Annotated in this window: 18 protein-coding genes, 1 pseudogene and 1 riboswitch; of the genes and pseudogenes, 9 read left to right on the forward strand and 10 right to left on the reverse strand. The window is 32.0% G+C overall.

All coding sequences use genetic code 11. The annotated features are described in order from the left end of the window. The first annotated feature begins 41 nt into the window (after positions 1-41). The 9 genes and pseudogenes from BD821_RS11645 (at position 42) to BD821_RS11685 (ending at position 10,449) form a co-directional block, all read left to right on the forward strand. On the forward strand, positions 42-1,364 hold the full coding sequence (locus tag BD821_RS11645; protein ID WP_104410625.1) for a nucleotide sugar dehydrogenase: 1,323 nt from the start codon (positions 42-44) through the stop codon (positions 1,362-1,364). A gap of 12 nt (positions 1,365-1,376) precedes the next feature. Then, a pseudogene (locus BD821_RS11650) lies at positions 1,377-2,378 on the forward strand (Gfo/Idh/MocA family protein); the annotation flags it as partial. A gap of 10 nt (positions 2,379-2,388) precedes the next feature. Then, positions 2,389-3,528: a glycosyltransferase family 4 protein gene (locus BD821_RS11655; protein ID WP_169994162.1), complete on the forward strand. Its 1,140-nt coding sequence runs from the start codon at positions 2,389-2,391 to the stop codon at positions 3,526-3,528. A 92-nt stretch (positions 3,529-3,620) separates the two neighbouring features. Continuing rightward, positions 3,621-4,523, forward strand: a complete 903-nt coding sequence (locus tag BD821_RS11660; RefSeq protein WP_169994165.1) for a glycosyltransferase — start codon at positions 3,621-3,623, stop codon at positions 4,521-4,523. Between the two features lie 40 nt (positions 4,524-4,563). Further along, positions 4,564-5,778 (forward strand): O-antigen ligase family protein, encoded by a 1,215-nt coding sequence (locus tag BD821_RS11665; RefSeq protein WP_104410629.1) that lies wholly within the window; start codon positions 4,564-4,566, stop codon positions 5,776-5,778. A 161-nt stretch (positions 5,779-5,939) separates the two neighbouring features. Continuing rightward, entirely contained in the window at positions 5,940-7,484 is a 1,545-nt protein-coding gene (murJ, locus tag BD821_RS11670; protein ID WP_104410630.1) for a murein biosynthesis integral membrane protein MurJ, read from the forward strand. A 54-nt stretch (positions 7,485-7,538) separates the two neighbouring features. Continuing rightward, a complete protein-coding gene (gene galE / locus BD821_RS11675; RefSeq protein WP_104410631.1) occupies positions 7,539-8,546 on the forward strand; it encodes a UDP-glucose 4-epimerase GalE in 1,008 nt (335 codons plus the stop codon). Positions 8,547-8,670: 124 nt separating this feature from the next. Then, positions 8,671-9,573, forward strand: a complete 903-nt coding sequence (locus BD821_RS11680) for an LCP family protein (RefSeq protein WP_104410632.1) — start codon at positions 8,671-8,673, stop codon at positions 9,571-9,573. Positions 9,574-9,732: 159 nt separating this feature from the next. Then, positions 9,733-10,449 carry an REP-associated tyrosine transposase gene (locus tag BD821_RS11685; RefSeq protein WP_242971503.1) on the forward strand — a complete coding sequence of 239 codons (717 nt, stop codon included), beginning with the start codon at positions 9,733-9,735 and terminating at the stop codon, positions 10,447-10,449. 162 nt (positions 10,450-10,611) lie between these two features. On the opposite strand, the gene BD821_RS11690 is transcribed toward BD821_RS11685, so the two are convergent. From BD821_RS11690 to BD821_RS11730, 10 genes are all read right to left on the reverse strand, one after another. After that, the gene (locus BD821_RS11690) at positions 10,612-11,445 is read right to left on the reverse strand and encodes a PHP domain-containing protein (RefSeq protein WP_104410633.1); all 834 of its coding nucleotides are present in this window, start codon (positions 11,443-11,445) and stop codon (positions 10,612-10,614) included. An 18-nt stretch (positions 11,446-11,463) separates the two neighbouring features. Next, a complete protein-coding gene (locus tag BD821_RS11695) occupies positions 11,464-12,861 on the reverse strand; it encodes a PTS transporter subunit EIIC (protein ID WP_104410634.1) in 1,398 nt (465 codons plus the stop codon). Positions 12,862-13,063: 202 nt separating this feature from the next. Beyond that, on the reverse strand, positions 13,064-13,210 hold the full coding sequence (locus tag BD821_RS13500) for a hypothetical protein (RefSeq protein WP_169994168.1): 147 nt from the start codon (positions 13,208-13,210) through the stop codon (positions 13,064-13,066). Positions 13,211-13,272: 62 nt separating this feature from the next. Continuing rightward, complete coding sequence (thiM, locus tag BD821_RS11700; RefSeq protein WP_104410635.1) at positions 13,273-13,893, reverse strand: hydroxyethylthiazole kinase; 621 nt, start codon at positions 13,891-13,893, stop codon at positions 13,273-13,275. Positions 13,894-14,136: 243 nt separating this feature from the next. Further along, on the reverse strand, positions 14,137-14,964 hold the full coding sequence (thiM, locus tag BD821_RS11705; protein ID WP_104410636.1) for a hydroxyethylthiazole kinase: 828 nt from the start codon (positions 14,962-14,964) through the stop codon (positions 14,137-14,139). A 292-nt stretch (positions 14,965-15,256) separates the two neighbouring features. Further along, positions 15,257-16,294: an ABC transporter substrate-binding protein gene (locus tag BD821_RS11710; protein WP_104410637.1), complete on the reverse strand. Its 1,038-nt coding sequence runs from the start codon at positions 16,292-16,294 to the stop codon at positions 15,257-15,259. Then, positions 16,291-17,034 (reverse strand): ABC transporter permease, encoded by a 744-nt coding sequence (locus BD821_RS11715; RefSeq protein WP_104410638.1) that lies wholly within the window; start codon positions 17,032-17,034, stop codon positions 16,291-16,293. Before BD821_RS11715 ends, BD821_RS11710 begins: the two co-directional genes overlap by 4 nt. Further along, positions 17,031-17,771, reverse strand: a complete 741-nt coding sequence (locus BD821_RS11720) for an ABC transporter ATP-binding protein (RefSeq protein ID WP_104410639.1) — start codon at positions 17,769-17,771, stop codon at positions 17,031-17,033. Before BD821_RS11720 ends, BD821_RS11715 begins: the two co-directional genes overlap by 4 nt. Positions 17,772-17,861: 90 nt before the next feature. After that, positions 17,862-18,521 carry a thiaminase II gene (gene tenA / locus BD821_RS11725; RefSeq protein ID WP_104410640.1) on the reverse strand — a complete coding sequence of 220 codons (660 nt, stop codon included), beginning with the start codon at positions 18,519-18,521 and terminating at the stop codon, positions 17,862-17,864. Between the two features lie 101 nt (positions 18,522-18,622). Then, positions 18,623-18,733, reverse strand: a riboswitch (TPP riboswitch). A 148-nt stretch (positions 18,734-18,881) separates the two neighbouring features. Continuing rightward, positions 18,882-20,759 (reverse strand): C40 family peptidase, encoded by a 1,878-nt coding sequence (locus BD821_RS11730; protein WP_169994174.1) that lies wholly within the window; start codon positions 20,757-20,759, stop codon positions 18,882-18,884. Positions 20,760-20,971 lie beyond the last annotated feature (212 nt).

The raw sequence follows: 20,971 nt of genomic DNA on the forward strand, positions 1-20,971 counted from the left end.
AAAAAGAAATAATAATTATAAAACAATAGGGGGATGAATAAATGAGCGAAATAAAAGAAGGTTTGTTAAAAAAGATCAATAATAAATCTGCTATAGTTGCAGTTGTAGGATTAGGCTATGTAGGTCTACCACTTGCAGTTGAAAAGGCTAAAGCAGGATACAAGACAATTGGCTTTGATATACAAGAATCAAAGGTGAAAATGGTGAATGAAGGGCATAACTATATAGGGGATGTTGTAGATTCAGATTTAGAAGTATTAGTTAAAGATGGATTGTTAGCAGCAACTTCAGATTTTTCCATGGTAAAAGATGCAGACTTTATAGCTATATGTGTACCAACTCCACTTGACCAATATCAACAACCAGATATTAGTTATGTAAGAGATTCTACTATAGCAATATCAAAATATTTTAAAAAGGGAGCTGTGGTAGTTTTAGAAAGTACTACATACCCAGGAACTACTGAAGAGCTTATATTACCAATATTAGAGGAAGGATCAGGCTTAAAATGTGAAGAAGACTTCTTTTTAGCATTTTCTCCAGAAAGAGTAGATCCAGGCAATAAGTTATATAAAACAAAGAATACTCCAAAGGTAGTAGGAGGAATAGGCAAAGATTCTACAGAGGTTGCAGCAGCAATGTACAGAGCGGTTTTAGAGGGTGATGTGTATGAGGTGTCATCACCAAAGGTAGCAGAAATGGAAAAGATACTTGAAAATACATATAGAAATATTAATATTGCACTAGCAAATGAAATGGCAATGATATGTGAAAAAATGGGGATAAATATTTGGGAAGTAATAGATGCTGCCAAAACAAAACCTTATGGATTCCAAGCCTTTTATCCAGGTCCAGGACTAGGCGGACACTGTATACCACTTGATCCATACTATTTAACTTGGAAGGCAAGAGAATACGATTATCATACAAAACTAATAGAAACTTCAGGAATAATAAACGACAGCATGCCTTATTATGTTATTGAAAGAGCATCAAAAATATTAAATAGATACAAAAAGTCTCTTAATGGTTCAAAAGTATTAATACTAGGTGTATCTTATAAGCAAGATATAGATGATTTTAGAGAAAGTCCTGCCTTAAAGGTTATAGAGAATTTTGAAAATGAAGGCTGCATAGTTGATTTTTATGATCCTTTTGTAGCTGAATATAAATTCAAAGGCAAAACTAAAGAAGGACTAAAAGAACTTAGTAAAGAAGTATTAAAAGATGCTGACTTAGTAGTAGTTACAACAGCACATACTAATGTTGATTATAATTTTGTGCAAGATAATGCTATAGTTATATTTGACACTAAAAATGCTATGAAAGCTGCTGAGAAGAGAGAAAATATAGAATTATTATAAAGGGGTGCTATAATGCTTAAATTTGCAATAATAGGTTGCGGAAGAATATCACATAAACACATCGAAGCACTAATTAATAACAATAAAGAAGCCGTTCTAGTATCAGTGTGTGATATTATAGAAGATAAAGCTATTGAAATAAAGAAACAATATGAAGATGTTATAAAAGAATCCAATGTGAAAGTGTATACAGACTATACAAAGATGTTAGAAAATGAAGAGATAGATGTAGTAGAAATATCCACTGAAAGCGGATACCATGCAAAACATGCTATGGATTGTTTAAATAAAGGTAAGAATGTGCTTATAGAAAAGCCTATGGCACTATCAGTGGAAGATGCAGATAATATTATAGCTTTAGCAAAGGAAAAGAATAAAAAGGTATGTATATCACATCAAAATAGATTCAATCCTCCTATTCAAAAGCTAAGAAGAGCCATAGAAGAAGGTAGGTTTGGAAAGATTATAAATGGAACTGCTAGGATACTATGGACAAGAGATAATAATTACTATAAACAAGCACCATGGAGAGGAACAAAGGCTTTAGATGGTGGAACTCTTATGAATCAATGTATACACAACATAGATTTACTTCAATGGATGATGGGATCAGAAGTTGAAAGAATACATGCTGAGAGAGATACATATTTAAGAAACATAGAAATGGAGGACTTCGGGGCTATACTTATGAGATTTAAGAATGGTGCTATAGGTATGGTAGAAGGAAGTGCTTGTGTTTATCCTAAAAACTTAGAGGAAACTTTAAGTATATTTGGAGAAAAAGGAACAGTTGTAATAGGTGGACTAGCTGTTAACGAAATAAAAACATGGCAGTTTGAAGATGAAAGAGATTATGACAAAGAAGATGAAAGCTCAAAAGTAGATAGTGTTTATGGAAAGGGCCATACTCCACTTTATAAAGATTTTATAGACGCTATAAATAATAATAGAGAGCCCTTGGTTAATGGAGAAGAAGGTAAAAAGGCTATGGAGATAATACTTAGCGCTTATGAGGGATAAAGTTATGAGTAATAATATTAATATTCTGCAGATATGTTCATACTATATAGGTTCCAAATTATATATGGAGTTATTTTCAAAACTTGATGAGATGAGTATGGAACAAACAGTATTTGTGCCTATATCAGATGATAAGTTTAAAGGTGCTAACATTAATTATAATATGAGAAATGCAAAGTATATTTATTCTAAAGATTTTACTAATTTAGATAGACTCATATATTATACAAAAGTCGATAAAATCTATAAAGATTGTATTAATAAAATCAATTTAGAAGAGATGAAAGTGATTCATGCTCATTCATTATTTATAAATGGTGGAGTAGCCCTTAGATTAAAAAAAGAAAAGGGAACTGATTATATTGTAGAGATTCAAAATACTGATATAAATAAATTTTTTAAATACATGAAACACTTGAAAAAGATAGGCATAGAAATATTAAAATATGCTTCGAAATTGGTTTTTTATTCACCATCTTACAGAGATTATATAATCAATAGGGTTGCACCAATTAATTTAAAAAGAGAATTACTTGATAAAAGTGTTGTAATACCAAGTGGGATAAATGACTTTTGGTTAAATAACATATATAAAGAGAAACCTAAGCCTAAGGATAACGAAATTAACCTAATATATGTAGGATCAATTGATAAGAATAAAAATATTGACACTACCATAGAAGCATGTAAAATGTTAATTGAAGAAGGCTATAAAATTAGTTATACAGTTATTGGAAGAATAGAAGACGAAAAATATAGGGCAATAATTGACAATAATACATTTATACAATATGTACCCCACAGTCCCAAAGAAGAGTTAATTACCTATATAAGAAATGCAGATATATTTATAATGCCTTCTAAACATGAAACTTTTGGACTTGTATATGCAGAAGCTATGTCCCAAGGGGTGCCAATAATTTATACAAAAGGACAAGGATTTGATGGACAATTTGAGTATGGTGAAGTTGGATATTCGGTTAAATATGATTCTTCAGAAGAAATTGTAAATAGAACAAAGGATATCTTGAATAATTATGAAAATATATCAATAAATTGTACATCTAAAGTTAATAAATTTAGTTGGGATAATATAGCTAATGAGTATATAATCATATATAAACAATTAGCTAAAAAGATGTAGAATAGCTATCATTAGTGATTTTGTTAATAGAAGTTAGACTATCTTTTCACTGTAAACTAGATAACAAGATAACTGAAGATATGGAGGCAAACATGAAACAATCGAAAATTGGGATCGTTATATTAAATTATATGACATATGAACTTACGATAAATTGTTTAAATAACTTAAATTCAATAGTAGCTGAAGATTTTTTTGTAGTAATTGTAGATAATTTATCTCCAAATAACTCATATGAAAAAATGGATAATTATATAAGTGAAAATAGATTTAAGTATGATATATTTTTATTAAAAACAGATAAAAATGGTGGATATTCATATGGAAATAATGTGGGTATTAAGAAAGCAGAAGAATTAAAAGCTGATTATATACTAATTATGAATAATGATATAGTTATAGAAGATTATAATGTTATAAATAAACTAGCTGATTATTTAAATGAGAATAGAAGTGTTGCTATGGTAGGTCCAGGAATTATTCAAAAAAAGAGTATGATAGAATTACCTTTAATATCAAAGAGAGTTACACCTTTTGTAGATATTGTAAAAAATGTCTTGTATCCTTGTAATATTATTTTATATAAAATATTAAGAAAAAGGATACAAAAGCACAAGGAACCTATAAAGGTTTATTCTTTATCTGGATGTTGCTTTATGATAAGAACTACTAGTTTAAAACAGGTTAATTATTTTGATGACAAATTATTTCTATATGGAGAAGAACTTATTTTAGGGGAAAAACTTTATAAAAATAACTTTGGTGTATATTTTATACCAACTTTGAATGTAGTTCATAATCATTCTATTACAATAAAGTCCATTTATGATTCTAAAAAGATTTCAGCAATGAAACAAGAAAGCTATAAGTATTACTTAGACCAATATCGAAAAGATATAGATAATAAAGTATCTTTTCTAATGGTATATTCTTATTTCTTTGTGGAAAAATTATATGACCCATTAATAGTATCAGTTAAAAAAATATTAAGATGATTGAGAATTGAGTCAGTTAAATTTTTAAGGAGTTTAGGAAATGGAAAATAAAAAATATAGTACAGTTATTAAAACATTATATTTAGTGGTGGTAGCTTCATTAAATATGGGAACATTTTTTGGAATTAAGATTGGAGAAAAACAACTAAGTATATCTTATTCAGAAGTATTTTTATTTATTTCATTAATAATCATTATGTTTAAATATAATAATTTATTTAAAATACCACTAGAAAAGTATTTATACTTGAAGCTTTTGGTGATAAGTTGGGTAATCATAGTAAGCTTTTGGTCCGTACAAGTTGGTCAAAATTTAGGAATTGCTAAATCACTTATAGTGGGTGTGTTATCCTTTATCCTTTTTTATAATATTTTTAACTATGATTATTACTTACCTCAAAAAGGATTGAGGGTATTTGGTTTAATACTTTCAGTTATAATGTTAGTAAATATAATAGTAAATATCGTTAATGGACCTCCAATAAGTACATATGCATATTATGCAATAAAAGAATTTGCCAAAACTCCATTAGGAAGAAGCAATAATTTATCCATATATTTAGAATTTTTATTATTATATGAGATAGTTTTAAAAGGCAGGAATTGGTATAAATATTGTATGCTATATCTTATTTCTATTTTTGCAACCCTTTCAAGAACAGGAATAATATTAACTTTTGGAGGGCTATTTTTAACATTCTTAATATCTAGAAATACTAAGGGCGAGAAAGACAATAGTCATAAAAATAAAAGCGATAAGAATAAGAAAATTTATTATTTATTATTTGCCATTGCTTTAATAGTAGCTATAACGTATATGTCAAAAAATATTAATCAGTTTACGAATTTCTCATCAGGTAATACTAGGTTAAATATTTGGAAACAACATATTGAGGTATTTGCAGAATCACCAATAGTAGGACGCGGTTACCAATTAACCGAGGAGTTTCCAGATGCTCATAATATAATAGTAACTATATTGAGTAGTTTTGGACTAGTGGGACTTTTATTATTTACGGTTTTATTGATACATGTAATTGCTAAAGTATTTAAAAACATTAAACATTATAACTCCATTGGTGCTTATAAAGAAAGTAGATTGAATGTAGCTTTTCTTGCGTCATTTACTATAATTTTTGTTCATTCATTTTTTGAACCGTATCTTTTATCGTCTACAACTCAAATTTTTATAAGTATTTTTATTGCAACAATATATACAGAACCATCCAGTTTAAAAGTAAAGATTAATGTTTAATTTTACTGAAAAACTATATTTATATATGTCTATTCGCAAACCTTAGTACTCTTAAGTACAGTATTGTAGTTCATAAATATTTATTATATATAAGTAAAAGAATTAATAAAAACAGATTCAACAGAAAAATATATTAAATATAAAAGTAGACTGGAGGAATTATGGGAAAGAATAAAGTGGTAAAATCTGCTAGTATAGTAATAATAATAACGATTTTAAGTAAGATTGTGGGATTCTTAAGGGATACGCTTATAGCTAAGGCCTTTGGTACTACTTTTCAAACTGATGCTTATAATATGGCAATTACAGTACCTAATGTTATGTTTGGTATATTCGGGCTTGCTATAACTACCACCTTTATACCTATGTTAAATGAAACTTATAGGGAGAAAGGCAGAAAAGAGATGTTTGACTTTGCTAATAATATAATGAATATACTTTTTGGTGTGTCTATTGTATTATGTGCTTTTGGGTGGATTTTTGCCCCTTCTTTGGTGCGATTAATAGCTCCAAAATTTGTTGGAAAGACTTACGATTTAACCGTAGCTCTTACTAGAATTAGTGTTATTAATATATTATTTATGTCTATGAATAGTGGATATGTGGCTATACTTCAGACATTAGAAGACTTTACAGCACCAGCACTAGTTGGGTTTATGCTTAATCTTCCTATAATAGGATATATATTAATGGGTAATGTTTCTATTGAAGGGCTTATGATAGCTACTGTAATAGGAGGGGCTATGCAAGTTTTAATTCAACTTCCATGGCTACTTAAACATAAATATAGGTATAAATTTTTTATTAATTTTAAGGATAAAAGAATAAAGAAGATGTTAACTCTCATACTTCCAATAGTTATAGGGGCTAGTGTGAATCAAATTAATGCTTTAGTAGATAAAACTATAGGCTCTGGGCTTCCAGAGGGTAGCATATCAGCGCTGAATTTTGCAGGTAAGGTAAATAATCTTGTTTATTCTGTGTTTGGAGCTGCTATAGTAACGGTTATGTATCCTACATTTGCAAGTGAAGCTAATGAAGGTAATATGAAAAAGTTTAAGATGTACATAAGTAAGTCTATAAATAATATAAATTTAATAATGATACCAGCAACAGTTGGGATTATAGTCTTAAGTACTCCTGTGGTTAAGTTCGTATTTGAAAGAGGGGAATTTAATCAAAGTTCAGTGACCATGACTACGACGGCTCTTACATTTTATTCTTTAGGGGTTATATTTTACGGCATGAGGGATATATTAAACAGAGCATTTTATTCCCTTCAAGATACTAGAACGCCTATGATTAATGGTGTTATAGGTGTGGTTATTAATATAGTGCTAAATTTAATTTTAGTACAGTTTATGGGTATAGGTGGACTAGCCCTTTCTACTTCTATATCAGCCTTTGTTTGTGCTATGCTTTTAATGTATAGCTTAAGAAAGAAACTAGGTAACTTTAATGGGAAGATAATACTTTCAAGTTCTATTAAGATAATTATTTCTTCCATTGTTATGGGGCTAGTGGCTAAATTTTCTTATGGATTCTTCATCTCAAGAATTGGAGAGATATCTTCACTATTTGCTACTATACTAATTAGTGCTACAATATATGTTATAATGATTACTCTTTTACGAGTTAAAGAATTCTTTGATGCGCTAAAGTTAATTAAAAGAAAACTAGATGGAAGACGGAAAAATGCAATTTAAAATGTTGGATTTTGCGTAAAAGTTATTTTTAAATAAAAGTAGGGTGGTGTTTATATGTCTATACTAATTACTGGAGGGGCAGGATATATTGGAAGTCACACTTCTGTGGAGCTATTAAATGCAGGGTATGACATTGTAATAGTAGATAATTTTTCTAATAGTAAGCCTGAGGTTTTAAATCGTATAAAGGAATTAACAGGAAAAGGGTTTAAATTTTATGAGGTGGATGTTTTAGATAAGGATGCCCTAAGTCAGGTATTTTCTGAAAATCATATTGAGGCTGTTATACATTTTGCAGGGCTTAAGTCTGTAGGTGAATCTGTAGCAATGCCTATAAATTATTATTATAACAATATTACAGGAAACTTGATTCTTGCTGAAGTTATGGCAAAACACAATGTAAAGAAAATAGTATTTAGTTCATCTGCAACGGTTTATGGAATGAATAATATTTCACCTTTAACAGAGGATTTACCGCTTAGCACAACTAATCCTTATGGAAGTACTAAGCTTATGGGTGAGCAAATATTTCAAGATATATATGTGTCTGACAATGAATGGAGTATTGCCCTTCTTAGATATTTCAATCCTATAGGTGCACATGAAAGTGGTAGAATTGGAGAGGATCCAAAAGGGATACCTAATAATATAATGCCATATATTACTCAAGTAGCTGTAGGTAAGAGGGAAAAGTTAAACGTCTTTGGTGATGACTATGATACTCATGATGGCACAGGGGTAAGGGATTATATCCATGTAGTTGACCTTGCAAAAGGGCATTTAAAGGCAGTAGAGAAGATTATGGGGACTAAGGGTGTAAAGATATATAATCTTGGTACAGGCATAGGATATAGTGTTTTAGACCTGGTTAAAAACTTTGAAGAAGCAACAGGGGTTAAAGTACCTTATGTTATAACAAAGAGAAGACCAGGGGATATAGCTGCATGCTTCTCAGATCCTACAAAAGCTCTTAAAGAGCTAAACTGGAAAACAGAAAAGACACTTAAAGATATGTGCAAAGACTCTTGGAAATGGCAATCAAATAACCCAAAAGGTTATTAAATCCAGATCAATATATGGAAGAAAGTGTATCCACCTCTGAGGTCCTCCCTTTTAATGGGAGCACCTCAGAGGTGGATACATTAATTGTAAAATGCATAAAATTTAAGGATGAGGTGTAAAGGTTATGGGGAAGTCTAAAGGAAAATCTCAAAAGGGTAAGATAATATTAGGTATATTTGCTATACTTTTTATTGTTATTTTCGTTCTTTATAAAAGCACTAACAAGATGAAGTATAAGGATATTAAATTGCCAGACAGTGAGCTTGGAATAAATGAAGAAATGATTACTAAAGAAAAAGACAAAAATATAACTAATATACTTTTGCTTGGGGTAGATGATGAAGAAAATGCATCTGATTCAATGATGGTTATTTCTATGAATAAGGATAAGGGAAATTTGAAGTTAACATCTATTATGAGGGATAGCTACATATTTTTTGGTGATGATAAGGTAAATAAGATAAATTATGCTTATCATTATGGTGGTCCAGAACTTTCTGTAAAGACCGTAAATGAGAATTATGATTTAGATATAAGAGATTATGTAAAGGTTGACTTTGATGGACTTGATAATATTATCGATGGTTTAGGTGGAATTGAAATGGATATAACATCTGAAGAAGTACCTCTTATAAAAGGTCTTAAAAAACATGGTAAGCAAACCCTCACAGGATCTCAAGCTGTGGATTATTCTAGGATCAGAAAAGTAGGCACTAATGATTATGGTAGAACAGATAGGCAAAGAAAAGTTATGCAAGAGATACTTGGAAAACTAAGCTCTATGTCAGTAACTCAGTATCCTAAATTAATATCTAGTTTTAGTGAATATGTTGAAACTAGCATTAGCACCACAGAACTTTTAGGCATGGCTTCAAAGGCGTCAGGTTTTAAGAATAGTAGTATGGAAGAACTTAGAATTCCTATAGATGGAACGCATAAGGATGAATACATCGACGATATATTTTATCTTAAGTGGGAAAGGGAAGAAAACGTTAAAGCAATTCATAACTTTATTTATGGTGAGTAGATAAATGTAGGAAGTTACTGGAAGCACCTCTGAGGCCCACCCATTATATGGGCGCACCTCAGAGGTGCTTCCTTTATTTGTCTTGAAACTGCATTATTTTTCTTTAATCTGTCAATAATTATGGATAAGAACAGTTAAGAAAAATGAAGAGGTGATGAAATGCCAGAACCAAAAAGAGTGTGGGTTCCTGATAGTAGTTATCATATAACTACTAGAGGAAACCGTAAAAGCGATATTTTTAAAGATTCAGCTGATTATAGTATGTATTTATTATTAATAAAGGATTGTTTAAATTATTATGAGGAGTTTTCTTATGAGATTATCTGCTATTGCTTAATGACAAATCATGTTCATTTAATTGTAAAGACAAATGAAAAGGAAGCATCTACCTTTATGAGAAGGCTCAATTCCATGTATGCTAAGTATTTTAACAAAAAATATGATTATAGAGGACATTTATATCAAGATAGATATTTTTCTAATTTAATACAAACCAAGGTTAAGTTATTAGAAATAAGCAGATATATTCACTTAAATCCTGTTAGAGCTAACATGGTTAGGCTTCCAGAAGATTATAATTACTCCTCTTATTCTATGTACATAGGAACTAAGGAGGAAAGGTTAATAAATAGTGATGATGTGTTAAGTAATAATATTTTATTGAATGATAGCAAGTTTTTTGATGAAGGTAAAGATGATGAAGTGATTCAAGATGTTGAAGATGTTGAAGATATTGAGGCCACTAAAGGTGTCGGAAGTCATAGAAGTATTGGAAATGATAGAGGTGGTGGAAGTATTGGGAGTATTGGAAGTGGCAGAAACGTTAAGTACAGAATGGAATATAAAGCTTTTGTAGAAAAGGCTTTAAGGAGGTAGTAAATTCTTTTAAGAAGGTTATGGAATTAATTGTAAGCACCTCTGGGGTGCATCCATAAAAAGGATGCACCCCAGAGGTGCAACCATAATATGGAATAGCCTTTGGGGTACAAATTTAAAATCCGTTTATTATTATTTGATTCTGTTTAATCGAGATTGATTTTATTTGATTGTCATTAAGTTGTGGTATACAAAGTCTGGAACATTCATTCCTGACAGTGGTGTTCCTTTTTTGTTGTATAGTCCGTGGTAGTCTGAACCACCAGTTATTATGAGGTTTTTTCTTGCCGCCACCTCTTCAAGTTCATCCTTGATTTCTTGGGTTATTGAAGGATGATAAATCTCTATACCATCTATAAGATTACTATTTATGAGTTCGTAGTATAAATCTTCATTTTTATTTTTTATTTTGATTGGATGAGCTAAAACTGCTATACCTTTGTTTCTTTTTATAAGATTTATGGTGCTTTCAAAATCATTATATTTAAATTCATCTGGCACATAGCAGATTCCATCTGGTCCAAAATACTTTTTTAGGCTAGTCATTATATCTTTAGCGTCTAAGTAGCCAAAGTTAGACAAAGTTTTCAAAAGTTTTGCTCTATATAAGGGGCCACCTTGACTTTGTCTGAAATATTCATCTTCTGGTATATCTATTCCGTTTGCCCTAAGTATTTTTATTTGCTTTTTTGATCTTTCATCAAAATAGTTTAAAAGATTTGATGAGTAATTATAAAGCTCTTTAGAATCTTTATCTATGTGATATCCTAATACATGGAGTTTTACTCCTTTTTCAACAGCTGTAAATTCAGCGGCTGGTATACACGGAATATTATATTTTTCACTTAGCTGTTTTTCTAAATTTAGCCCAAGGGTAGTGTCATGGTCTGTAATTGCAATAGCATTTAAATTAAGCTCCTTGCCTTTTATAAAAATATCTTCCATTGTTGAACTACCGTCTGAAAATGTAGAATGTAAGTGAAAATCAAAATTCATAAATATCACTTCCTAATATTAAATTTTCATTATCTCACTTAAAGGATTGTCCATTGAAGATTCTACGCCGTCTGGCATGTCATCCCATTTTGTGAAATAAGTTAATAAAAATCCTCCAGCGTATGCTAGAAGTGTTCCTATAATATAGTGTATCACACTGCCAGCTGGAATTAAAAGCATAAGAGGAAGTCCTGAAAGTCCTATACCTGTAGATGCAACGTTCATCATAGCAACGTAAGCTCCACCAACGGCAGAACCAAGACAAGCTGTTATAAAGGGTTTACCTAAAGGAAGAGTAACACCAAACATTAATGGTTCTCCAACTCCAAGAAGTCCTACAGGTAGGGCACTTGCTATAACAGTCTTAAGTTTCTTATTTTTAGTTTTTAGATATATTGCAACACAAGCACCAATTTGTCCAGCTCCTGCCATGGCAAGTATAGGTCTTAATAAATCAAGGCCTGAATCCTTTAACAAGCTTACTTCAACTGGGGTAAGTGCTCTATGAAGTCCTGTCATTACAAGGGGTAGGAAGGTAGCTGATAAAATAGCACCTGTTACGAATTTACCACGTTCAATTAATGTATTTACTATCCAAGTTAAGTTGTTAGATAAAAATTCTCCAAGTGGATGGAATATGTATAGACTTCCAACACCTATAATTAATAATACAAGTGTAGGTGTAACCATTAAATCTATAGCTGAAGGCATAACTTTTCTTAGCCTCTTCTCAAGTTTAGCACCTAAAGTACATGCTATCAAAACAGCTATAACACCACCAGCTTCTGGAACTAGGGCTTTGTTATTTATAATTATTTTACTAAGACCTGGGGCACTTAAAATACCTGCTATAGCTCCACCTAAGGTTGGGCTTCCACCAAATTCTTTAGCAGTATTCATACCTATCATAATATTCATATAAGTAAATACTGACTTACCTATAAGGTATAAGATATTAAAACTATTACCACCTATTAAACCAAGGTTTTGTAATACTTTTGCTACTCCATAAATAACACCGCAACCAACAAATCCAGGAATTAAAGGTATAAATATATTAGAAATCTTCCTTAAAAATAGTTTGAATGGTGTAGAGTTCTTTATTTTTAATTCTTCTTTTCTTAAGCTAGCTTCATCAACCTGTCCCACATCCATATTAGTTAAGGCTGAAAACTCAGTTACTACTTTGTTAACGTTGCCAGGACCTAATATGATTTGTAACTGACCAGCTTGCTCTACAAGTCCAAGAACACCTTCTATATTTTTAATAGCTTCTTTATTAACCAGTGAGTTATCGTTTACAGTTAGTCTTAATCTAGTCATACAATAAGCTATAGATGCGATGTTCTCTTTCCCGCCACAATATTGTAAGATGTTCGTCGAAATAATTTTAGCGTCAAATTTTACTTTGGCCATGAAAATCCCCCCTTATGTAATTAAGTTTTAATAAAATTCCGATGGAGTGAAAATATATTTAACCCCACGAATATTATAAAACCTAAGGTACAAGTTGTCAACGAATTATAATAACAATTAATTGGAAGCACCTCTGGGGTGCATCCAAAAAAAAGGATGCACCCCAGAGGTGCTTCCTTTTTTTGGTTCTATAATGAGGCTTTTATAGATTTTTTATAGTTAGTCTTGCATACTCTTCTAGCTCTTGGGGGGTAATGTTTGATAGAGCATCGTGTAAGTATAGTTTAAAGCTTCTATTTCCATCTTCCACTTTTAATCTTTTTTCAGCTATTTCTCCTGAGATGCCCATTAATAGTATTCCAAGGACGGTACTTAAAAGATAGTCATCACTATGGCCACTAAAGGTTGTGATTAGTGCGCCGGTGCTAGAGAGCCTGTACCTACTACTTTTTGGAGACGTGGTGTACCGTTTTTAATTTTTACTAGGGTTTTGCCGTCGGTTATTATATCTTCTTTACCTGTCATGGCTACTATCATATTTCTTTCTTTTGCAAGTTTTATGCAGCATTCTTCACCATCTGATTCATCTTCAAAGGAGTCTATACCTTTAGCCTTGGCTTCATAGCCTAGAATAGTTTTGATTTCACCTAAATTCCCTTTTAATATGGAAATGTGGACCTCGTCTAATACTCTTTTGATAGCTTCACCTCTAAAGGGGCTTGCTGATATTGCGGCAGGATCTAGCATAATAGGAACATTAAACTTATTAGCGGACTTGCCTATGTTCACCATAATATCTAGGTACTGACGGGTTATTGTTCCAAAGTTAAACATTACAGCATTTACTCCAGCGTGAGGGATTAGGTTATGAGACTCTACAATATCATCTGTAAGCACAGGGGAACCACCGGCATAAACGCAGCAGTCTACAAGGTCTAACACTGTAACATAGTTTGTCATAAATGTAATTAGGGGTTTATCCTCTGTATATTTTTTATTTAATAAGCTTTTTAAACTCTCTATGAGTTCCAAAATATCACCTCAATTATAGCTGAGGTAATTTTATTTGCATTATTACCTCAGCTGATTATTTAAATATATCTATTTATTTGTTCTAGAATAATTTATCCAATCACTACTATCTCTAATACTCTCATCCCACTTTGGGAAGGCCAATATCACTAAATCATAGATTCAAGATGTCTGATTTTCTTTCAAAGTAGTAGTAAAGATCTAATCTAAAGCAAAGGACTTGCTTTATAATTTACTTTAGAGCTATTTAATAATTTTCATGTTAGCCTTGGCTTTTATTTTATCTTCATTGTCCACTATAGTAGATAATACATCTATTAAATTAACTTTAAACTTATAGTGTCCTTCATCTTCCTTTGTAATTTCACTTGCAAGCTCACCAGCTACTCCCATAAGCATTATAGCTGTAGAAGCTGCTAATACGTAATCATTAGTAGCACCACAATAGGTAGCAACCATAGCACCTAGAATACAGCCAGTTCCTATAACCTTTGGAAGCCTGTCCGTACCATTTTCAATAACAACTATTCTTTCACCGTCCGTTATTATATCCTTTGGACCAGTCATTGCAACTACTAAGTTTCTTTTTCTTGCAAGTTTAATGCAGAATTCTTCTGCACCCTCAGGGTTTTCATTAGAATCAACACCTTTTGAGTTTGTCTTAAGACCAAGGCAAGCTTTAATTTCCCCAAGGTTTCCCTTTATTACAGAAACATTAAGTTCATCAAGCATTCTTTGGATAATCATAGTTCTAAAAGGTGTAATACTAGTTGCTACAGGGTCTATTACTATAGGAATTCCTCTTTCAGTAGCCCTTTTACCAGCTTCCATCATAGAGTGATACTGCTTTTCTGTTATAGTTCCTATGTTAAATATTAATGCATCTACATTACCGTATTCCACAACATCCGCAGCATCTATAGAATCATCTGTCATCACAGGGCTACCTCCAATGTAAGAGGTTACACTAGTAGAATCATTTGCAGTAACATAGTTTACCGCAAAATCCACAAGAGGGTTTTTCTCCTTTGTAAGTCTAATTAGGTCTATTGATTTATCTATATAGTTCATATGAAAATCTCCTTTATTTAATGTATTGAAATTAAATACTTATAGCATAGAGGTATAACCATATCCATATAAAGTTATAAATACATAAGTATATAAATAAATTTCAAAGCATAATATCAAAAGTGATGAAGATAATATTTCTTACATCACTATTGATAATGATAATAAATATCAATGACTTTGTCAATAAGGAGATGATACACTGGAATACTATCCATATTATGGGTGCACCTCTGGGGTGCATCCAAAAAAAGGGTGCACCTCTGGGGTGCACCCTTTTTTTGGTAGCTATTTATTCATCTAAGTTAACGTAAAAATCTTCTGCGTTTACTTCTTTTGTGAGCAGGCCTTTTTCTTGTAGCCATTTTATATTGTCTTCCCAAACTTTTTTATCTTGATGTAGGAAAGGTGAGGTGCTTGTCTCCATTATTGGGAGGAGTATATCCATACTTTCTTTTTCCACGGATTTGATAAGTGGAAAGTTATCTGCTTCTTGATGGTCTAGTAGTATTTGTAGTGATTTGTCTGGATTTTCTTTCATGAATTTGAAGCCTTTTTTAGATGCTTTCATGAATTTTTTTAGGGTTTCTGGCTTTTCTTTTAATGTGTCATCGCTGGTTACGAATATTTCTTCGTAGTAGTTTGGTACTCCATAATCTGCAGGACTAAGGTAATTTATTTCATGTCCTTCATGTCTTAAAACAGGCACTTCATGATTTATAAGGCCGCCTGTTGTTGCATCTACATTTTTAGTTATCATAGAGGATAATAATTCAAAACCTACATCAATTATTTTTACTGAGTCAGGATCTCCCCCGTCTTCTTTTACCATAGCCTTAACGTACTCTGTGTTTAGTGGATTCCCGGAAAAACCCACTGTTTTGCCTGAAAGGTCTTTTGGCGAATTTATCCCTTTTTCTTTTAGTGAAATAATAACATTTAACGGAGTTTTAACTATGGATCCTATGGATTTTACCTTTACATTTTCATTAGATCTAGCAATTACTACATCTGGTTGATAATAAATTCCTATTGTGGCCTTTCCAGCTGCAGGTAGGGCTAGGGAATCTGTAGGATTTGATGGGAATTTAACGTTTACTTTTAAGCCTTCTTCTTCATAGTAGCCATTTTCTATAGCGGCGTAGATAAAGGCGTGGATAGCGTTTGGATACCAATCAAGAACTAAATCAACTTCCTCTAAGTTTTTATCAGCAGCTTTGGCAGGGTTTTTCTTAGATGAATCATCCACCTTATTTGAATCTTTTACAGAACATGCAGTGAAAAATATACTGCATAAAAGTAATAGAGATATGTATCTTAGTTTTTTCATATTTCATTCCTCCAGTTTATAATTTTATTTTCTAGTATGTTAATTATTGCTACAAGAATCACTGCAGCTAGAGATAGAACTAATATAGGGGCGAAAACTCCTGCTCCATCTAGCTGTGTCATCATTCTTTTGCTGAAATATCCAAGGCCAGACTGTGCACCTAGCCATTCACTTATAGCAGCTCCTATAACACTTATTGGGACAGCTATTTTTAGTGAAGAAAAAAAGTAGGGAAGGGCATAGGGAATTTTTAATTTTATAAATATATCTTTTTTGCTAGCACCATAGGTTATTAAAAGTTCTTCCATATCTGTTCTTGTAGAACGCAGGCCGTCGTAAACATTAACGGTTATAGGAAAAAAGGTAATTAGTGTTGTTACTATAACTTTACTCCAAATGCTATATCCAAACCAAAGCACAAAAATAGGGGCAAGGGCAGTAACAGGAATAGTTTGAGTTACTACCATTATTGGATATATGGCCCTTTCAATTTTTTCATTTAGACTCATGGCTATGGCTAGGGATACACCAAGTATTATGGATATAAAAAGTCCTATCAAAGTTACAGATAATGTAGCTGGAAGATGGACTAAAAAAAGAACTTTTCTTAATTTAAAGGTTTTTTCTATTATTTTAGTAGGGGAGGGGAGTATGTACATTGCATTTATATATCTTGCAATCCCTTCCCAAATAAGTAGTAGGATAAAGCTTAGTAGTATGGATGATTTATATTTTTTCATAATAAAATCCTCTGTTTTAATTCATTAATTAAGTCTTCTTTTATGGATAATATTTCAGGGTCATTTAGCATGTGCCTGTTTCTAGGGTAAGGTAGTGGCACTTCTATTTCCTTTAATTTAGATATAGGTTTTTCAGACACAACAAAAACTTTATTCGACAAGAACAGTGCTTCTTCTACATCATGGGTTATGAATAATATGGTTTTGTGAAATGTTGTCCACTGATCTAAAAGCCATTCTTGTAAGGAAATTTTAGTTATAGCATCTAGGGCGCTAAAGGGCTCATCCAAAATCAAGATTTCTGATCCTGTAAGAAGTGTTCTTATAAATGACACCCTTTGCCTCATGCCACCAGATAAATCTCTTGGATATTTATCTTTGTAATTTTCAAGACCAAAGGTATTTAAATATTCTTCAGCCATACTCTTATCTTGCTTGTTTATTTCTAAAGGCAAAGCAGCATTTTCTAATATAGTCCTCCAAGGAAGCAAGGAGTCCTTTTGAGGCATGTACCCAATGTAACCATCCATAGTATTAATATTTTCTCCATTAATAAAAACACTGCCCTTTAGAGGTTTTTCTAATTTAGAGATTAATCTAAAGATAGTGCTTTTTCCACAGCCACTAGCACCAACGATGCTAACAAAATCACCCCTATTTATCTTAAAACTTAAACCTTCAATAATAAGATCAGATTGGTTTTCGTACTTAAAGCTTATGTTACAAAAATCAAGCATATAAAACTACATCTCCTTACATTTATTACCTCCACCTCTGGGGTGCAGCCAATTTTTACCTGCACCCCAGAGGTGCATCCATTTATTGGGTTAGGATTCTTTGTTGTATGACATGTCCCAAAACATATATTCATACTTACTTGTGGTTATGAATATTTCAGTTAACTTATTTAGGTCTTTAGCGTTCATATCTTTTGAAAGGATGTCCACTAAATCTATAATCCACTGAGTAGCTTCTTCGTATTCTTTTGAAATATAGCCTCTTACCCATTCACCGTAAAATTCATTTTCTGTAGCGCCAGGAATTTTACTTAAGTGTTTACCTATTTCAAGATAACTCCACATACAAGATAAAAGAGAGGTGGAAAGCTCGGCTAAACTTCCTACGTGTGAAACTGATAGCATGTAATGAGTGTAGGAAAGATTAGGTAAGGACTGCTTTGTGTTTTTAATTTCTTCTTTTGTTATGCCAAGTCTTTTCATATAAGACCTGTGTATGCTCATCTCTCCATTTAATATATTATCTACCATGCTAGAGAATCCTTGCATTACCTCTTCAGTATCTGCCTTAACTACACCTAAAGCGTAAATCTTTGCATAATCTAAAAGGTAAAGATAATCTTGAATCATATAAAATTTGAATTTATCTAAATCTAAGGTTCCATCACCTATACCTTTTATAAATGGGTGGCTATAATAGGATGTCCAAATTTCCTCAACGTTTTCATAAAGCCTTTCTGTAAATTTCATTTTATCTCCTCCTAAGTGCATATTTTAGAAACAAAAAGTGCCAACCTCTAAGAGATTGGCACTGATATTTCTAAATATTGCTAAGTGACAGCAAATATTTTAAATAAATACAAAGCCTCTCCCTACGCTGGCATTAACCAGATCAGGTTAGAAAGGTCTAAGAATCAAGTTCTTAATCTCAGCCAGCAACACCGGCCCCCTTGGACTATTATAAATTATATTCTATTTTACAATGTAATAATACTATAGAGATAGTATATAGTCAAATTTTAATCAAGATACATTACCATTTAATGGTTGCACCTCTGGGGTGCATCCACTTTTTGGATGCACCCCAGAGGTGCAACCATGTCCTTACAATTAGATTACTCTTCTTATTCTACCAATTTTGTACCAAGGTACATCCACAATTCTAATAAAGCTTCTTGTGTTTGGTGACTCTATCCATTTTCCGTCGCCTATGTACATGCCTACATGATTAAGGTCGCTAAAAAATAGCAGATCTCCTGGCTTTACGTTGGCTTTGGATACTTCTACTCCATTAGTTACTTGGTCCCAAGTGGTTCTACCTATACTTACACCTGCTTGTCTAAATCCCCATTGCATAAGTCCAGAACAGTCAAATGCTCTATAACCAGCATCTATGTATTTACCTGGTATATCGTATTTGCCTCTCCTAGCATCATCTGGAAATCTTAGTATTAGTGAATTTAGTGAAGCTGTTGTTAAAAATTCACCAGAGCCTCCCCACACATAAGGACTTCCAATTTGAGCTTTCATTGCGTTAAGGGCAATGTTATAGACATTTGCATGGCCAGCAGGATCTTTTACTTCAGTACCATTTACTTTTTTCACATAATCTTTATTTACATAACCAGTTTTACCGGCATATGTGACTTTGTACCATTCTCCTGCAGTACCTATAATATTACAAGTTTCTCCTGGTAATATATAAGCTAGAACTTGACTATCATCTGAGGTGCTTGGCTTACTTCTTAGTCTTAAATTAGTACTAATATTATAAATCATACCCATACCTAGGTTTTCTAACTTTTCACCAGGAATTGCTGGTGCTGTGGGATTTGTGGGTTTTGTAGGAGTAGCATCTGGAACATCACTTCCTAAAACCTTAGCATAGTCCTTATGAATATAACCAACCTTATTATCACATTCAATAAAGTACCAGTCGCCGGATTTGCTATTTATATTAAACTTTTGTCCACCTATTAAGTAAGAAACTACAGCTGAACTAGTGTTAGGTTCTTGTCTCATTCTTAAATTACTACTTACATTAATAACCTCACCCTTAGAAGAAATTGTTTCACTAGGCTTTTCAACTGGCTTAGGTTCTACTGGCTTTGTAGGAGCATCAGCATTAAGTTCCTTTACATAATCCTTATGAACATACCCAGTTTTGCCATTAAACTCAATAAGATACCAATCGGAAGTCTTACCTTTAATATCAAATTTTTCTCCGCCATTCAAATATCCAACAACAGAAGCTGAAGTACTAGCAGAAGATCTCATTCTTAAATTACTACTTACATTAATAACTTCACCCTTAGAAGAAGCTGTTTCACTAGGCTTTTCCACTGGTTTTTCAGAAGGCTTAGGTTCTACTGGCTTTGTAGGAGCATCAGCATTAAGTTCCTTTACATAATCCTTATGAACATACCCAGTTTTGCCATTAAACTCAATAAGATACCAATCGGAAGTCTTACCTTTAATATCAAATTTTTCTCCGCCATTCAAATATCCAACAACAGAAGCTGAAGTACTAGTAGAAGATCTCATTCTTAAATTACTACTTACATTAATAACTTCACCCTTAGAAGAAGCTGTTTCACTAGGCTTTTCCACTGGTTTTTCAGAAGGCTTAGGTTCTACCGGCTTTGTAGGAGCATCAGCATTAAGTTCCTTTACATAATCTTTATGAATAAAGCCAACCTTTCCATTAAACTCTATGCTATACCAATCTCCAGTTTTACCTTTTATGTTAAATTGTTGTCCACCTATTAAATATCCTACTATGGAATAATTAGTTCCGGCAGACTCTCTAATATTTAAATTACTACTTACATTAATAACCTCACCTTTAGAGGCAATAGATGCAACAGAGATTTTAGCAGTTGGTGCACTAGATGGCTTTTCAACAGCATAAACAGGCTTGTCTGCAAAATTAATACCGCCAATAATGCTAGCTGAAATGATAAATATTGATATTTTCTTTTTATTCACCTTTAAATTAACCCCCATTTCTTTAAATACTTAGATATGTATAAATAATTACAAAAACTTTAATATGATTTAATTATACATCATAATATTACACAATTTTAATATAGATTAATTATAGTTTGAGTCAAGTAAAAGTGGGCAACTATTTTGTTTAATTTATTATCCATTATTTTACATGAGATATTTATAATTTACCATGCCCATTTTTATTC

Origin of the sequence: Clostridium algidicarnis DSM 15099 (genome assembly GCF_002934235.1) — a bacterium.
GTDB classification, from domain to species: domain Bacteria; phylum Bacillota; class Clostridia; order Clostridiales; family Clostridiaceae; genus Clostridium_L; species Clostridium_L algidicarnis.

Excerpts from the sequence above, each read along its gene's own strand:
- BD821_RS11645 (WP_104410625.1), top strand. The coding sequence starts at position 42 with ATGAGCGAAATAAAAGAAGGTTTGTTAAAAAAGATCAATAATAAATCT.
- BD821_RS11655 (WP_169994162.1), top strand. The coding sequence starts at position 2,389 with ATGAGTAATAATATTAATATTCTGCAGATATGTTCATACTATATAGGT.
- BD821_RS11660 (WP_169994165.1), top strand. The coding sequence starts at position 3,621 with ATGAAACAATCGAAAATTGGGATCGTTATATTAAATTATATGACATAT.
- BD821_RS11665 (WP_104410629.1), top strand. The coding sequence starts at position 4,564 with ATGGAAAATAAAAAATATAGTACAGTTATTAAAACATTATATTTAGTG.
- murJ (WP_104410630.1), top strand. The coding sequence starts at position 5,940 with ATGGGAAAGAATAAAGTGGTAAAATCTGCTAGTATAGTAATAATAATA.
- galE (WP_104410631.1), top strand. The coding sequence starts at position 7,539 with ATGTCTATACTAATTACTGGAGGGGCAGGATATATTGGAAGTCACACT.
- BD821_RS11680 (WP_104410632.1), top strand. The coding sequence starts at position 8,671 with ATGGGGAAGTCTAAAGGAAAATCTCAAAAGGGTAAGATAATATTAGGT.
- BD821_RS11685 (WP_242971503.1), top strand. The coding sequence starts at position 9,733 with ATGCCAGAACCAAAAAGAGTGTGGGTTCCTGATAGTAGTTATCATATA.
- BD821_RS11690 (WP_104410633.1), bottom strand. The coding sequence starts at position 11,445 with ATGAATTTTGATTTTCACTTACATTCTACATTTTCAGACGGTAGTTCA.
- BD821_RS11695 (WP_104410634.1), bottom strand. The coding sequence starts at position 12,861 with ATGGCCAAAGTAAAATTTGACGCTAAAATTATTTCGACGAACATCTTA.
- BD821_RS13500 (WP_169994168.1), bottom strand. The coding sequence starts at position 13,210 with ATGGGCATCTCAGGAGAAATAGCTGAAAAAAGATTAAAAGTGGAAGAT.
- thiM (WP_104410636.1), bottom strand. The coding sequence starts at position 14,964 with ATGAACTATATAGATAAATCAATAGACCTAATTAGACTTACAAAGGAG.
- BD821_RS11710 (WP_104410637.1), bottom strand. The coding sequence starts at position 16,294 with ATGAAAAAACTAAGATACATATCTCTATTACTTTTATGCAGTATATTT.
- BD821_RS11715 (WP_104410638.1), bottom strand. The coding sequence starts at position 17,034 with ATGAAAAAATATAAATCATCCATACTACTAAGCTTTATCCTACTACTT.
- BD821_RS11720 (WP_104410639.1), bottom strand. The coding sequence starts at position 17,771 with ATGCTTGATTTTTGTAACATAAGCTTTAAGTACGAAAACCAATCTGAT.
- tenA (WP_104410640.1), bottom strand. The coding sequence starts at position 18,521 with ATGAAATTTACAGAAAGGCTTTATGAAAACGTTGAGGAAATTTGGACA.